Here is a 13,184-nt window from a genome sequence, read left to right as displayed (position 1 = left end):
AAGTCCCCCTTTGTCATCAATCCCCTTGATTTCCTTTCTTTTCATTTTAACCGTTTTCATAAAGCTTGTCGAGTAGATTCCAGTTGACGATTGTTTGAATTTTTATTGTGTAGCCTTCATAATAAAAAAGAATGAATAAAGTAGGTGATGAAAATGAATTGGAGAAGAATGCCACTAGGCTATGTACAAGCGAATGCGTATATTTGGAAAAATGAGCACGGAGAATGTTTAATCTTTGATCCAGGCGGTGAAGCACAAAAGCTGATTTCCTATGTAAAAGAAAAACAGCTCACACCGCTTGCTGTCTTACTGACACATGCTCATTTTGATCATATCGGTGCCGCAGATGAGGTGCGGGCAGAGTGGGGAGTGCCACTCTATGTACATGAGAATGAAAAAGAATGGCTCACGAATGCTGAATTAAACGGTTCAGCTCGATTGATTGGGAATGGAATTACGGTCAAAGAAGCTGAAAAATTAATCACGTCAGAAGGAACTCTTCAAATTGGATCGTTTACATTAGAGATGTTCCACACTCCTGGGCATTCTCCAGGCAGTGTATCTTACTATTCGGCGGAAGAAGGATTTGTGATTTCTGGTGACACGCTATTTGAAGGCGGCATCGGGAGAACAGATTTAGTAGGGGGCAGTCAAGAAGTGCTGCTTCAATCGATTCATAACAAATTGTTGTCATTACCAGAATCAACTCTTGTTTTAAGTGGACATGGCGGAGAAACGACTGTACTCACGGAGCAGGAACAAAATCCATTTATCAATGGTTTTTCTCTTTAAACGTATGAAAAAAAGCATCTCTTTTGATAGAGATGCTTTTTTTCAATTAATGTCCGGTACCGGGAACCATGATGAAAATCGAATAATATGTAAATCCGGCAAAGAAAATCGTCAAGTACGCTCCGAAAATGTAAATATACATTCTTTCGGATAGATTCAAGTAGGATAAAAATACAAAAAGAACGGTTTGACCGAAGAACAGCAACGATGCATCTTTCATATGCCCTAAATAGAACATGACAGCAAAAATACCCGTCCAAAAGCCAAGCACGCGGAACATGCGATTCATTTCTTTCCCTCCCCTTAAAAAAACCCCTTTGATTCATATTATAGCTGATGATCACTTGTTATGTAAACATTTACATTTTTGACAACGTGTGAACATTTATTTTACGGGGAGAAAAAATTTTTTTGAAAAAAGTGATCAAAACGTGTTTATGCCGAAATACATGAGGGTACTTACTCCATAAGAGAAAAGGTTAACGACCTAAGGAGGAAGACTAATGAGTGACATTACTTTTTATTCATACCCGAGCTGCACGTCTTGCCGCAAAACAAAACATTGGCTAAAGGCGAATCAAATTGATTTTAAAGAGCGTCACCTTTTCAGAGAAACGCCAACCCTAGAAGAATTAAAAAAGATCCTTTCCTTAACAACAGAAGGAATGGATGAAATCTTAGCCACACGAAGCCAAGCTTTTAAAAGCTTAAATTTAAATATTAATGATTTAAAAGTAAACGAGGTTCTTCAACTTCTCATTGAAAAACCAAAACTGCTCCGAAGACCGATTATCATTGATGGAAATAAGTTAGTAGTAGGCTATAATCCCGGAGAACTCATGAAATTATCAAAAAAGAAAGCGATTCATCAATCAGTTTCCTAATAAAAACGAAGATCAGCTGAAACATGCTTCAGCCGTCTTCGTTTTTGTGCTGAACTGGGCTAGCTGGGTTCGAACCAACGATCACGGAGTCAAAGTCCATTGCCTTACCACTTGGCTATAGCCCAATATCAAACGTGTAATGATATTGTTCACCATCTACGGTCATTTATACATAAAAGTTGTATGTCACGAGTTTTAAGTGAAAAAGGAGCGGAAGAAGTAAATGAAAAATGAAAAATCTAAGCAATTATATGAATTTATCCTAAAAGAAGCCCCTGTCATGACCGAAGAATGGTTAAAGACAAGAACAGAAGAAGGCTCATTATATTCTAAACATGCTTCAGAGGAAACGGAAAAGAAGCTGAAGGAACAGAATACAGCGTTTATTCAAACCATTGCAGCAACACTTGTGACACTGTCAGACAAAGCAGAAAACCATTTGAAAAAATGGTCAGTTGATATTGCTCGTGATCGAGCAGTGCACGAGGTGCCGTTATATGAAATCATTGGACAATTTAAGATCTTCCGCCACATTTTCTGTTCGAGAATTGAGACATTCACCCAAGAAACAGAGCTTGAAGTGACCCTGCAAGATGTGTGTCAGTGGAATCAGCACTTTCACGCCACATTTGATGATATGATTGAGCGTTTATCAGAAGAATATGACCGCGTGACACTCAGTCAGCTGAATGCACAAAGAGAGATGATTCAAGAACTGAGTGCCCCTGTTATTCCAGTATCAAAGGAGATCGGGATTTTGCCGCTGATCGGAGAAATAGATACGTACCGGGCCAAAATTATTCTAGAATCCGTACTAGAACAGGCTTCAAGACTTCGTTTAACGCATTTATTCATTGATATATCGGGCGTACCGATCGTTGATACGATGGTTGCTTATCAGCTGTTTAAAGTGGTCGATAGTGCGAAGCTACTTGGAATTGAGACGATTATATCAGGCATTCGCCCAGAGATCGCTCAAACTGTAGTGAAACTCGGCATTGATTTCTCAAAAGTAAATACAGAACACAGCCTTGCAAAAGCGTTAGAAAAAAGAGGATTTCGTATCTTTGAAGAGCAGCAGCAAGAAGCAACATGACCAAAAAACCTGCACTGTAAAAGTCAGGTTTTTTTATATGCACTTTTTTAAAAAACCACGTTTCCCATCACAAGCTGATGATTTTTTCGTTTGATTAGGCGTTAAAATGATAAATTGCTCTTTTGTCAGACAGATTCCTCCGACTTACAATAGGGTCACTGAAAGGAGTGAACCAATTGTATGGGATTGAATATTTGGGACAAGAGCTGCTAGAAGAAGCATGCCGTATGAGGGCATCTGATGTGCATATTGTCCCAAAAGAAAAGGAAGCGTCTGTATCTTTCCGAGTAGACTCAGATTTAATTCAGCAGCGAACCATTGATAAAAAAAGCGGCGAGCGGCTCATTGCTCATTTTAAATTTTTATCGTCCATGGATATCGGAGAAAAACGGAGACCGCAAAATGGGTCGCTAGCTGTGATGCTGAGAAGAGGCCAGGTGTTTATTCGAATGTCTACCTTACCAACTGTAAATGATGAAAGTTTAGTGATTAGAATATTGCCGCAGGATCATGTTCCGAAAATAAAACATCTGTCACTATTTCCGAAAGCCTCTACTCGATTATTGTCGTTTTTGAATCATTCGCATGGGCTCATTTTATTTACCGGTCCAACCAATTCAGGCAAAACAACGACCCTCTATTCATTGATCCAGTTCGCAAAAAAGAATTTCAACCGAAATATAATTACACTTGAAGATCCAGTGGAAACAAGAAATGAAGAAGTGTTACAGGTTCAAGTAAATGAAAAAGCCGGTATCACATATGCCGCAGGATTACGCGCTATTTTAAGACATGATCCAGATATGATTGTGCTAGGAGAAATAAGAGATGCTGAAACGGCTCGAACGGCAATTAGAGCAGCACTAACAGGCCATTTAGTGTTGAGTACACTACATGCGAAAAATGCAAAAGGAGCCCTTTATCGTATGCTTGAATTTGGTGTCACGATGAATGAACTCGAACAAACGATGGTTGCGATTGCTGCGCAGCGATTAATCGAGCTCACCTGTCCTTTTTGCGGAGAAACATGCCAGCTTTACTGTAAATTAAATCGTCCGGTCAGACGAACAAATGTATTTGAACTGCTGTTCGGAAAGGAGCTCGGTGAGTGTATCAAGGAGGCTAAAGGAGAATATGCTCACTCGTCATATGAAACACTGCAAAGATTAATTCGTAAAGGAGTGGCACTAGGCTATTTATCGAAAAACACCTATCATCGCTGGGTTTATGAAGAAGCAAGCCTATAAAGCGTGGTCTAAAAAGGATCAAGCGGAATGTCTATCAAAACTTGCTCAATTGATTCAGGCTGGATATACACTGGTTGAGGCATTAACGATGGTGAATATTCAGTTGTCGAATAAACAGCAGCAACAATTAGCACCGGGCATTCAGTGGCTGCTCGAAGGGGAACCTTTGTATGTGGTGCTAGAAAGACTTCATTTTCAGCGGGAAGTCATCGCCATTTTAAGTTTTTCCGAAAAGCATGGCAGTCTAGCAACAGCACTTGAACAAAGCGCACGGTTTTTAGAGAAAAAAATTAAACAGGTAGACACGTTTAAACGCATATTACGTTACCCAATTTTCCTCATCTTTACGGTTTTGATCGTGCTCATACTCGTTCAGCAAATGATCATTCCTCAATTTACTCTCTTGTACTCCTCGATGGATACCCGAATGTCATGGCTGATTCAAGGTATGTTTGGCATTTTTCAATTGCTTCATGTATCTCTCCTCCTCATCGGCTGTGTGTGTATTTGTCTGACTGGATACTATGCCTTCTTTTTTAGGAAAAAATCTACCCTTGAGAAGCTGAGGGTCATAAGCAGGTTTCCTTTTTTATATAAAGGAATGCGGCTCATGCATACGTACCTATTCTCTCTACAGTTAAGCGGACTGCTTCAGGCTGGGTTATCGATGTACGAGAGCTTGCTAGCTTTTAAGCAGCAAAGCTACTTACCCTTTCTTCAAGAAATATCAGAACAGATGATTGAAGAGTTAAGAAAAGGAGAGAGCATGGCATATCAAGTGAGCCTGTCTCCTTTTTTTGAAAAACATTTTGCCGCCGTCATCGAACATGGTGAAGCGAGCGGGATGCTTGCAAGAGAAATGTACACGTACAGCCAATTTCTATTAGAGAATGCAGAGCTGAAAATTGAAAAATGGATGTCGTGGCTGCAGCCGGTTATCTATGGTCTGACGGCAATTCTAATACTCATTGTGTATTTATCTATTCTTTTACCAATGTATCAACTGATGGAGCAAGTGTAAGAAGGAGGACAAAAACATGAATGATAAAGGATTTACTCTGTTAGAAATGTTAATTGTCATGCTTGTGATTTCAATTCTTTTACTGATTACCATTCCGAATATCACTCGTCACCACCAAACGATTCAAGCAAAGGGCTGTGAAGGGCTTAAATCAATGGTGAGCACACAGGTGATGGCATATGAATTAGAGCACGATGGCAAGACACCATCTTTAGCTGAATTAGAAAAAGAGGGCTATGTCAAAAAGGGATTAACGTGTCCTAATGGAAAAGCGATTGTCATTCAAAACGGCCATGTGAAGCATGAATAAATTAGTTTTTCATGAAAAGGGTTTTACCCTCATAGAACAGCTAATGATCTTACTGGTTCTATCGATTCTATTGTCGATCATAGGAGTGAAAATCCCAAATTTAATAGAAGGCGCTGAAGCCAAAAGACAAGTGAACATCATGAAACAAGATTTTCAATTGGCTGCTTATACTGCATTTGTCAAAAAAACACGTGTGTATGTTGAATTCCATCCACCACATGTATCGTATCAGGTAATCGATCAAAGGGATGGCGAAATCATTGCTTCTTTTCAGCAGCAAAAGGGAAGCATTAAGGCTTCTACATTTCCACAAGGTATCTATTTTAATGTAAACGGACATCCGAGCAGCGGCGGGTCCCTCATTATTCAATTTGGCAGTCAAACGTATAAGCTCACGATCTATTTAGGAAGCGGGCGAATCCATGTTCAAAAGCAATAGAGGGTTTAGTACGATTGAAACGCTGTTTGCTTGTCATATCTTCCTATTTGCAGCCCTTGTGCTCATGCCAGCTTATGAAAGAATCATGATAGGGAAAAATGAAATAAGAGCCAAACTTGAAGCTTACCAAATTTTGCATGAACAGATGAATGAATTGTTCATAGATGGTACAAAAACTTCTGTCAAAAAGAAGCGAGGCGACATCACATATGTATTCAATTGGAGTAAAGAGAAGGGATGTGTATCATACACGATACATAAAAAGCAGACCATATGCTTTCACCATGTTGCTGAACGGTGAACGAGGTTTTACCCTTGTCCAGGCTTTGTGGCAATTGCAGCTCTTTTTGTTCCTTTCAATTGGCTGTGTACTGATCTTTTCTACAGCTGAGAAAGCTCGTCCTTTTGAAGAGGTCAACCGATTTTCACAAATGGAGTGGAGACAGACTGTGCTGCAATTAGATGAGGAATTAAGCCGAGCAACGGCTATTCGATCGGCGCAAGGAGGGAAAGCGTTAGAGTATGTGTCTGATCAAGGGCGAGTCGTAACGATTGAGCCATATCAAGAGATGCTTCGAAAGAGAATGGATCAAGCAGGCCATCTCCCTTTATTGCAAAAGGTGAAAGAATTTCGCGTAAGAACAAATCAGCACAAAGCTATCCTTAAAGTCACAGATGAATCTGGTAAGGTGTATGAAGCCGTTTTTTTCATATATAAAGGGGTGGTACCTACATCGTGAAAAGGGAAGGAGGATTTATCTATCCGCAAGTACTGGCTGCGATTCTATTTTTTCTCTTGATTCTAGGGGCGATGACGATGGGGTTTCAAAGAGAGCTGAGAAGTGCAGAGCTGACGATTTCATTTTATAAAAAACAGCAGCTTTTCAGGGTGGGTGCGAATGAAGCTGCCAGTACATTACATCGGTTGTGTGAAAAGCAGCATACCCCTATTGACACTGAAGAAGGACGAGTGACATTAAAGCAGGTGACATGCGATCAAAAGAAAAAGCATATCCACATGTTAGTCAGTGTGAAAACAAAGGATGGTTTATCAGATGAGCGGGAACTCGTGCTAAATTGGAAGACCCGTGAAATCATGAAATGGGCAAACAGTGAATAGCCAGTGTATAAAATGATCCTCTTCCTGGTAACACTTGAAGAAAGAAGAGGTGAATGTGCTTGAAAACAAATGACTATGTAAAATATATGACACAGGAAATCATTAAATATATGAATACACCACGTGACGAACGGAAGGAACATAAACAAGAGAAAATGGAAACGAAACCGCCATTTTCACAGCGTTTATTTGGGGTTCTGCCGTTTGGGTTTTCAATGATGCTAAAAAAACGTAAGCGACATCGACAAAAGTAAAAAGCCGCCAGCAGGCGGTTTTTTTATGCCTCTTTAGCTGTATTCTTCCACAACAATCACTTTATTGACCTTGTTTGAGTAGGGATTATAAGAAATAGTGACATATACCCCAAATTCTTTGGTGTGGTCTTTTAATGTAATATGATACTGTTTCACAGATTCCTTCTCGCGATGACGGTCCCATACTTTTTGTTTGAATAAGACTTGCGTTAGAGGATATCGCTTCTTTGCTTCTTTGACTGCCCGTGTTTCCCATTGATCTGCGGCGGCAGTGAAACCTCTCGCATCCGCAGGGTTGGTGTCTTGTATCATAGGAATCAACAGTAAACAGAGCATGATTATCATCTTTCCATATTTCACTTCACATCACCTCACCTGCTATTATTTTGACCAAATGCTGCACTTTTATGTAAATTTTTAAGAAGTACAAATGTCACACAAAAAAATATTGAATACGGCGAAAGAATGAGAAAATGGAAGAATTTTCTCGTAATCATTCTTGTTTAAGAACAAAATGGACTAATTTGACGTTTTGGGTTTTATAGGTATTTCCTTATACTGTATGTAATCGTTCTTATTAAAGAACAATCGTTCAAGGAGTTGGAGAATGAATGAAACAGTCGCTCTTTGTACTTTTTTGTGCCATTTGTTTGATTTTCACGTCTCTATTGATCTCAACAACGAACGCTTCTTTTAACGATGTTGAGCACTCAAACTTTGTCATGAAAACATGCGAAAATTTTGAACAGACGGATCAGCATTGTCAGCCTGCCAAATGGGATAGAAGTCATTTGGAACTCATCGATCAAACAATGATCAAAGGAACAGTCTGTGCGCCTCAAAGCTTGAGCATGACATTAAAAAATAGTGGACAATCTATTGCACACTCTGAATGGAAATGGGAATTACATAAAGTGAAAAGTGAGCAGAATCCGTTACAAGATGGTCATATTCTTGAAAAAGGTTCTATAAAATCCCTTCTTTCACAAGAAACAGTGACTGTCACGACAGATAAAGCAAAAACGAATGGAATTTATGCGTTTAAAATTTATTATCCTATAGGTTTTGGTGGGTCTGAAAAAGCATTTATATGGTCTAAACATATGCAGCTCGTAAAGTGTCAAGAAAAGGTATCTTAAATAGAGCTGTCTTTTTTAATGATAGGCGAAGGGGAGAAGAGGTCATGAAAAAATGGATGAAGATGTCTGGAAGTATTCTTTATGTGGTGGTATTCACGGTGATGATTGCATGCATTATTGTCGTATTGTCATCAAGAACTACAGGAGGAGATCCTCAAATTTTCGGTTTTCAATTCAAGCAAGTATTATCTGGATCAATGGAACCAGAATTTCCAACTGGCTCACTCATTGTCGTAAAAGAAGTGACTTCACCGGAGTCGCTTAAAAAAGGAGATATTATCACGTTTCAAACAAAACAGGACCAGTCTTATGTGACCCACCGAATTGTTGGGGTGAAAGGAAAGGGAGCAAATAAAGCCTTTGAGACGAAAGGTGACAACAATATGTATCGGGACGGCACGCTAGTAAAAGCGGATCAGGTAGCTGCGCAGTATACGGGTGTGAACATTCCTTATGCAGGAAAGCTTCTTTCGTATGCTGGGACTTCGGCTGGAACCGCGTTGCTGCTCATTATACCAGGTGTGATGCTGCTCGTTTATTCAACTCTTCATTTTGTGGGCGCTGCAAAACACCGAAGACGCACAGCTGATTTACATATGTCAGAGGAACAAGCTTAAATTTTCGTTTGTAACCTAATTAGGTTTCAATAAAACAATTTATTAGGGGGTTCATTCATGGTAAAGAAAAGATCAATTCGTTTAGGTGTATTATCAGGGGCTTTAGGCCTGGCATTAATCGGTGGGGGGACATGGGCGGCGTTTAACGATGTTGAAACGGCAAACGCGGTCTACTCGACAGGAGAGCTGGATTTATCTGCAAAAGAGAACTCCGGCGCCATCAACCTTTCAAACTTAAAACCTGGTGATCGGATCAAAAAAGAATTTAATTTTGAAAATAAAGGATCGCTTGCGATCAATCAAGTGCTGATGAGTCTTGATTACAGCCAGTTTCAAGACGGAGCTTCCGCAAAAAATGGCGGTAAGAATACAGCTGAAGAATTTCTTAGCCAGTTTCAGGTAAGTGTTCTGACGGTCGGAGCTGAAGGTGGAAATGGTTATCCGAAAAATATTATCTTAGACGCTGCAAACCTGCTTGACTTGCATCAACTAACGGCAAAACAGGATCAGACCGCATTTGAAAAGCTTCGTCATGCCGTCGATGAGAAGTTTTTACATGAAAGCGGGAAGATTAATGTAGCAACTGTTGATGGAACAGTGGCTCCAGAGTATGACGGCATACCAAAGAACCCGTTTGATTACGATAAAATGGAAATGATCATTGAATTTGTCAATGACCAGACGAAGGATAAAGCTGGTCACTATATCCAAAATAAATACCAAGGCGATGCGATTCAAATTGATCTTTCCTTCGAAGCGACTCAGTGGAATGGTTTAACGATCAATCCCAAAAAGCATACGGATGAAAAAGGCTACGTGAAAGAAAACGAAAAAGCACACAGCGAAGATAAAAAATAAAGCCAGTCTTTAGACTGATATCAAGTTCTGCATAGCAATTGGAGGAGTATGCGCTAAAATGTGCGCTTTACTCCTCTTCTTGCTTTTTTCTCCAGATTTGATAATCTAAAAATTCACGAAATTGCTTTTTCGAAACCCCTGATGTCATTGCATCTCGAACTAGTTTTTCCCATTCACTATCTAATTGACCATCGTATTCGGTTTCATCTTTTTCGTGTAACAGTGTATGAACCGAGACGTCCAGAACAGCGGAGACTTTTTCAAGAAATTGAATGGAGGGGTTTGTTTGCAAGTTTCTTTCTATTGAGCTTAAATAAGACTTCGCTACCCCAGCCTTTTCGGCCAGTTCTGATAGTGAGTAGCCTTTTTCATTGCGGTATTGTTTAATACGCTGGCCAATCAATGTCATCACCTTCCTTTCGATATTATAGCACATTCAGAAAGGTTTGATAGAATGACTTCTTACCAGAGGGTGAGACTCAGAGGACTTTTCACTTGATTTGAGGAATTGACGGACTTCTTCCACTGTTAGCCCTGCTTTACGAGCTTCAAGTAATAATTGAACCCATTCACTGTCTAATATGTTCGTTTTCTTTTCCATACAAATACCCTCCTAAAATACTGAATCATGTATTTCAGGCACTTAACGCATGAAATGGAAAGACACAGGTGGTAAGACCTCGTAGTTTGCTTGCGTCATTTTTCCGCCCAATACAAACAGACAAACGTTGCTTTTGGCTGATCGAAAATTGTACGTCACATGAAAGGGAGGGGACCTATGGATCAACCTCCTCTTTTTTGCTGTAAGTAAAAAAGTCCGCCATTTTCAATCGTAAGACTGATTTTTGGTTCGTATAAAGTTTTGAGTGCTTGTCTTTCTATTTCATATTCTACAGACGTGTCTGAAGTCCCTTCATAAAATTGGTTTAAAAGTTCAGTGTCTTCTTTCCATTTTTGAACAGCTCTTACCGCCCAATCATCTGGTTCCTCATGGGCGTAATGCTCCATTAAACTGTAGAGCCGTCTGATTCCGCTTTCTGGCTTGATCATTGTACTCATCGTAAAGCAGTAATCGGGAATTTGAGATGACAGCTCACGGGTTTCTAGCTTTTCTTGAAATTGTTCAACGACTTCTCCTCGTATGAGATGAAGTCCTAGTGATAAAAGCTTATCCTTCTTTCGATCTGCGAGATAAGAAATTTTCACATTGAGACCAAGCCAAGGCTCGAGTGCGATCTGTTTGGTCATGAGTGGAGTGACTCGTTCATAGAGACGGATAAATCGGCCCTGCTGTTTGACGGCTTCAAAAATCTGAAATAAACGAGGGGAGCCGAAGTGGATAAATTCACCTTCAATAGTGTCATCCACTATTTTTTGATCGGTGATGAGGGTCAATTGCCGCGGCTCCGGAACACCACCAGTTTTTTCAAGCCAGTGCCAATAAAAAGGGCGGTTCATTATCAATTTATCCATATCGATGGTCAGTTGTACGGTCATATGTCCTGCGCTTTCTTCCAGTATGTCGCATTGATTTGCCTGAAAGAAACGGAGAAGAAAGGTATGTATGTCACGCTGCTTCATTGATCAACTCTCCTTTATGAGCCTTGCTGTCTTTTTTCTAAAAGCGGTGTTTTTGCTTCTGTTAAATAGGAAGCAAACTGGGTTAATTTCTTTTTCATGTCTCCATCTGATTCATGATGAAAAAGAATCTGATGCAGTTCTGTTTCGGCATCTTTGATATCGATTCGCGTTAAGATATCATCTAGATCGCCAATGACGTTTTCAAACAACTGAATTTTTTCATATAAAAGCTTTAAGATGTGTTCCTCGACGGTACCGTTAGTTGCCATATTGTAAATGTGGACATCCCGCTCTTGTCCAAGGCGGTGGATACGTCCAATCCGCTGTTCTAGACGCATCGGATTCCACGGAAGATCGTAGTTGATGATCTGATTACAAAACTGAAGGTTGATTCCTTCACCGCCTGCTTCTGTAGCAATTAACACTTGCGCCCGTTCTCTAAATAAATCTTTCATCCAATCCTTTTTGCCCCGCTTAAAGCCGCCCCGAAAAGGAACGGAGCTGATGCCATTTTGCTGAAGAAACCATTGTAAATAAATTTGTGTCGCGCGGTATTCGGTGAAAATAATGACCTTTTCATTTAACTGCTGAATAAGCTTGACGACTTCAAGCGCCTTTGTGTTTTGCTGCACTTGGTTGATTTTCTCCATAATTTGCGCTATAGCAGAGGATCCAAGGATATGTTTTTCATCTTCCTGCATTTTTTTAATTGTCATATAGACCGCCTCACGGCTTGAACAGCATTCTCGTTCCAAGGTCATGATGGAAAACATGTGTTTCGTATAAGATGGGTTCTCTTTCAGCTTGCAGATTTCATCATATAATGCTTGTTCTGTCGGAGAGAAATCAATGGAAATCGTTTTGACATGCCGTTTTGTCCACTCGATGCCTGTGTCTTGTCTTCGGTTACGAATCATCACTTTATTCACAAGCTGTTTTAAACGGTCATGGTCTTCTAGCTGTAAATCCTTTTTGGCAAAGACATCTTTAAACTGATGTTCATTCCCTAGGTGACCTGGCTTCAGAAGAGAAACGAGATTAAATATTTCTCCGATACGGTTTTGGATAGGCGTCGCTGTCAGCAGCAAGCAGAATTTCTTATTTAGATTTCTCACAAATTCATAGTTTTTCGTTTTATTGTTTTTCAGTTTGTGTGCTTCATCGATAATGACCATATCGTAGGCAATGGATAAAATAGTATCTCGATGCGGCTGCCTTTTGGCTGTATCAATGGAGGAAACCACGACGTCACACTGCTCCCACACGTAGCTCTTTTTTTGTTCGACAGCATCAATATAAAATTTCGTGCGCAGCTCCTGTACCCATTGAGATACAAGAGAGGCGGGAACGAGTATGAGAATTTTTTTGGCAAGTCCACGAATCATGTATTCTTTGATAATAAGTCCTGCTTCTACGGTTTTTCCAAGTCCCACTTCATCTGCTAAAATGGCTTTTCCGTTCATCTCTTCTACGACTCTTCTGGCAACTTCAAGCTGATGTTTTAAAGGCGTGAATGCAGGCAGATGGGCAGGAGCTTGCAGTCCTTCAAATGAATCAATGGCTGTGACTTTTTGGACCTGCGTCGCTAAACGGTACATTTCCCAGTTCGCCCATGGTCCGTCTGCTGAAAGCCGCTGCTGAAATTCACTTGCCCATTCCTGATCAAAAATCGTTTGAATCTTCAATGTGATCGCCTGCCTTTCTAGTAGGTTAAGGATAAAATTGTTCTGTATTTAAACGCTTCATTTTTTAAGAGGTCTTGAAAAGACTAGATATTTGAATAAAAGCGAACGATAATGAGTGGTTGTTTAAAAAATGTTAATGAT

At 40.0% G+C, this 13,184-nt stretch carries 20 protein-coding genes and 1 tRNA gene; 14 read left to right on the top strand and 7 right to left on the bottom strand.

The annotated features are described in order from the left end of the window. Window positions 1-153: 153 nt before the first annotated feature. Complete coding sequence (locus tag SB660_RS08070; RefSeq protein ID WP_003217463.1) at window positions 154-792, top strand: MBL fold metallo-hydrolase; 639 nt, start codon at window positions 154-156, stop codon at window positions 790-792. A 46-nt stretch (window positions 793-838) separates the two neighbouring features. On the opposite strand, the gene SB660_RS08065 is transcribed toward SB660_RS08070, so the two are convergent. Continuing rightward, window positions 839-1,081 (bottom strand): DUF2626 domain-containing protein, encoded by a 243-nt coding sequence (locus SB660_RS08065; RefSeq protein ID WP_003217440.1) that lies wholly within the window; start codon window positions 1,079-1,081, stop codon window positions 839-841. Window positions 1,082-1,295: 214 nt separating this feature from the next. On the opposite strand from SB660_RS08065, the gene SB660_RS08060 reads away from it, so the two are divergent. Next, the gene (locus tag SB660_RS08060; RefSeq protein WP_003217382.1) at window positions 1,296-1,676 is read left to right on the top strand and encodes a Spx/MgsR family RNA polymerase-binding regulatory protein; all 381 of its coding nucleotides are present in this window, start codon (window positions 1,296-1,298) and stop codon (window positions 1,674-1,676) included. 54 nt (window positions 1,677-1,730) lie between these two features. Here SB660_RS08060 and SB660_RS08055 read toward each other — a convergent pair. Beyond that, window positions 1,731-1,801, bottom strand: a tRNA-Gln gene (locus SB660_RS08055). 98 nt (window positions 1,802-1,899) lie between these two features. Here SB660_RS08055 and SB660_RS08050 point away from each other — a divergent pair. The 9 genes from SB660_RS08050 (at window position 1,900) to SB660_RS08010 (ending at window position 7,163) form a co-directional block, all read left to right on the top strand. After that, window positions 1,900-2,772, top strand: coding sequence for an STAS domain-containing protein (locus SB660_RS08050; protein ID WP_410582058.1), 873 nt, complete (start codon window positions 1,900-1,902; stop codon window positions 2,770-2,772). A gap of 176 nt (window positions 2,773-2,948) precedes the next feature. After that, the gene (gene comGA / locus SB660_RS08045; protein WP_257474620.1) at window positions 2,949-4,019 is read left to right on the top strand and encodes a competence type IV pilus ATPase ComGA; all 1,071 of its coding nucleotides are present in this window, start codon (window positions 2,949-2,951) and stop codon (window positions 4,017-4,019) included. Further along, on the top strand, window positions 4,000-5,040 hold the full coding sequence (comGB, locus tag SB660_RS08040) for a competence type IV pilus assembly protein ComGB (RefSeq protein ID WP_180310521.1): 1,041 nt from the start codon (window positions 4,000-4,002) through the stop codon (window positions 5,038-5,040). Before comGA ends, comGB begins: the two co-directional genes overlap by 20 nt. Window positions 5,041-5,056: 16 nt before the next feature. Beyond that, complete coding sequence (comGC, locus tag SB660_RS08035; RefSeq protein WP_003217322.1) at window positions 5,057-5,350, top strand: competence type IV pilus major pilin ComGC; 294 nt, start codon at window positions 5,057-5,059, stop codon at window positions 5,348-5,350. Continuing rightward, window positions 5,343-5,789: a competence type IV pilus minor pilin ComGD gene (gene comGD / locus SB660_RS08030; RefSeq protein ID WP_410582055.1), complete on the top strand. Its 447-nt coding sequence runs from the start codon at window positions 5,343-5,345 to the stop codon at window positions 5,787-5,789. Before comGC ends, comGD begins: the two co-directional genes overlap by 8 nt. Beyond that, window positions 5,773-6,090 carry a competence type IV pilus minor pilin ComGE gene (gene comGE, locus SB660_RS08025; RefSeq protein ID WP_339163096.1) on the top strand — a complete coding sequence of 106 codons (318 nt, stop codon included), beginning with the start codon at window positions 5,773-5,775 and terminating at the stop codon, window positions 6,088-6,090. Before comGD ends, comGE begins: the two co-directional genes overlap by 17 nt. Then, the gene (gene comGF, locus SB660_RS08020; protein WP_208856856.1) at window positions 6,074-6,529 is read left to right on the top strand and encodes a competence type IV pilus minor pilin ComGF; all 456 of its coding nucleotides are present in this window, start codon (window positions 6,074-6,076) and stop codon (window positions 6,527-6,529) included. The genes comGE and comGF overlap by 17 nt, the downstream gene beginning before the upstream one ends. After that, window positions 6,526-6,909 carry a competence type IV pilus minor pilin ComGG gene (locus SB660_RS08015; protein WP_058014684.1) on the top strand — a complete coding sequence of 128 codons (384 nt, stop codon included), beginning with the start codon at window positions 6,526-6,528 and terminating at the stop codon, window positions 6,907-6,909. Before comGF ends, SB660_RS08015 begins: the two co-directional genes overlap by 4 nt. 59 nt (window positions 6,910-6,968) lie before the next feature. Next, window positions 6,969-7,163: a YqzE family protein gene (locus SB660_RS08010; RefSeq protein ID WP_044140973.1), complete on the top strand. Its 195-nt coding sequence runs from the start codon at window positions 6,969-6,971 to the stop codon at window positions 7,161-7,163. Between the two features lie 33 nt (window positions 7,164-7,196). Here SB660_RS08010 and SB660_RS08005 read toward each other — a convergent pair whose 3' ends face one another. Beyond that, a complete protein-coding gene (locus SB660_RS08005; protein WP_234034921.1) occupies window positions 7,197-7,475 on the bottom strand; it encodes a DUF3889 domain-containing protein in 279 nt (92 codons plus the stop codon). A 299-nt stretch (window positions 7,476-7,774) separates the two neighbouring features. Between SB660_RS08005 and tapA the strand changes: the two genes are divergently transcribed. From tapA to tasA, 3 genes are read left to right on the top strand one after another with little or no spacing between them, the layout of a single operon-like run. Beyond that, entirely contained in the window at window positions 7,775-8,302 is a 528-nt protein-coding gene (gene tapA / locus SB660_RS08000) for an amyloid fiber anchoring/assembly protein TapA (RefSeq protein WP_410582052.1), read from the top strand. Window positions 8,303-8,346: 44 nt separating this feature from the next. Next, window positions 8,347-8,919 (top strand): signal peptidase I SipW, encoded by a 573-nt coding sequence (gene sipW / locus SB660_RS07995; protein ID WP_058014687.1) that lies wholly within the window; start codon window positions 8,347-8,349, stop codon window positions 8,917-8,919. A 57-nt stretch (window positions 8,920-8,976) separates the two neighbouring features. After that, window positions 8,977-9,777: a biofilm matrix protein TasA gene (gene tasA / locus SB660_RS07990; RefSeq protein ID WP_058014688.1), complete on the top strand. Its 801-nt coding sequence runs from the start codon at window positions 8,977-8,979 to the stop codon at window positions 9,775-9,777. A gap of 67 nt (window positions 9,778-9,844) precedes the next feature. Here tasA and sinR read toward each other — a convergent pair whose 3' ends face one another. From sinR to SB660_RS07970, 4 genes are all read right to left on the bottom strand, one after another. Then, the gene (gene sinR / locus SB660_RS07985) at window positions 9,845-10,180 is read right to left on the bottom strand and encodes a transcriptional regulator SinR (RefSeq protein ID WP_012010555.1); all 336 of its coding nucleotides are present in this window, start codon (window positions 10,178-10,180) and stop codon (window positions 9,845-9,847) included. Window positions 10,181-10,213: 33 nt separating this feature from the next. After that, on the bottom strand, window positions 10,214-10,378 hold the full coding sequence (locus SB660_RS07980; RefSeq protein ID WP_003217357.1) for an anti-repressor SinI family protein: 165 nt from the start codon (window positions 10,376-10,378) through the stop codon (window positions 10,214-10,216). A 182-nt stretch (window positions 10,379-10,560) separates the two neighbouring features. Further along, entirely contained in the window at window positions 10,561-11,358 is a 798-nt protein-coding gene (locus tag SB660_RS07975) for a YqhG family protein (protein WP_058014689.1), read from the bottom strand. A 14-nt stretch (window positions 11,359-11,372) separates the two neighbouring features. Continuing rightward, on the bottom strand, window positions 11,373-13,043 hold the full coding sequence (locus SB660_RS07970; RefSeq protein ID WP_410582046.1) for a DEAD/DEAH box helicase: 1,671 nt from the start codon (window positions 13,041-13,043) through the stop codon (window positions 11,373-11,375). Window positions 13,044-13,184 lie beyond the last annotated feature (141 nt).

This window comes from Bacillus sp. SIMBA_005 (assembly GCF_046535585.1).
Lineage (GTDB): Bacteria > Bacillota > Bacilli > Bacillales > Bacillaceae > Bacillus > Bacillus pumilus.
The sequence above is the reverse complement of the archived record's forward strand: the minus strand, read 5'-3'. Positions and strand labels throughout refer to the sequence as shown.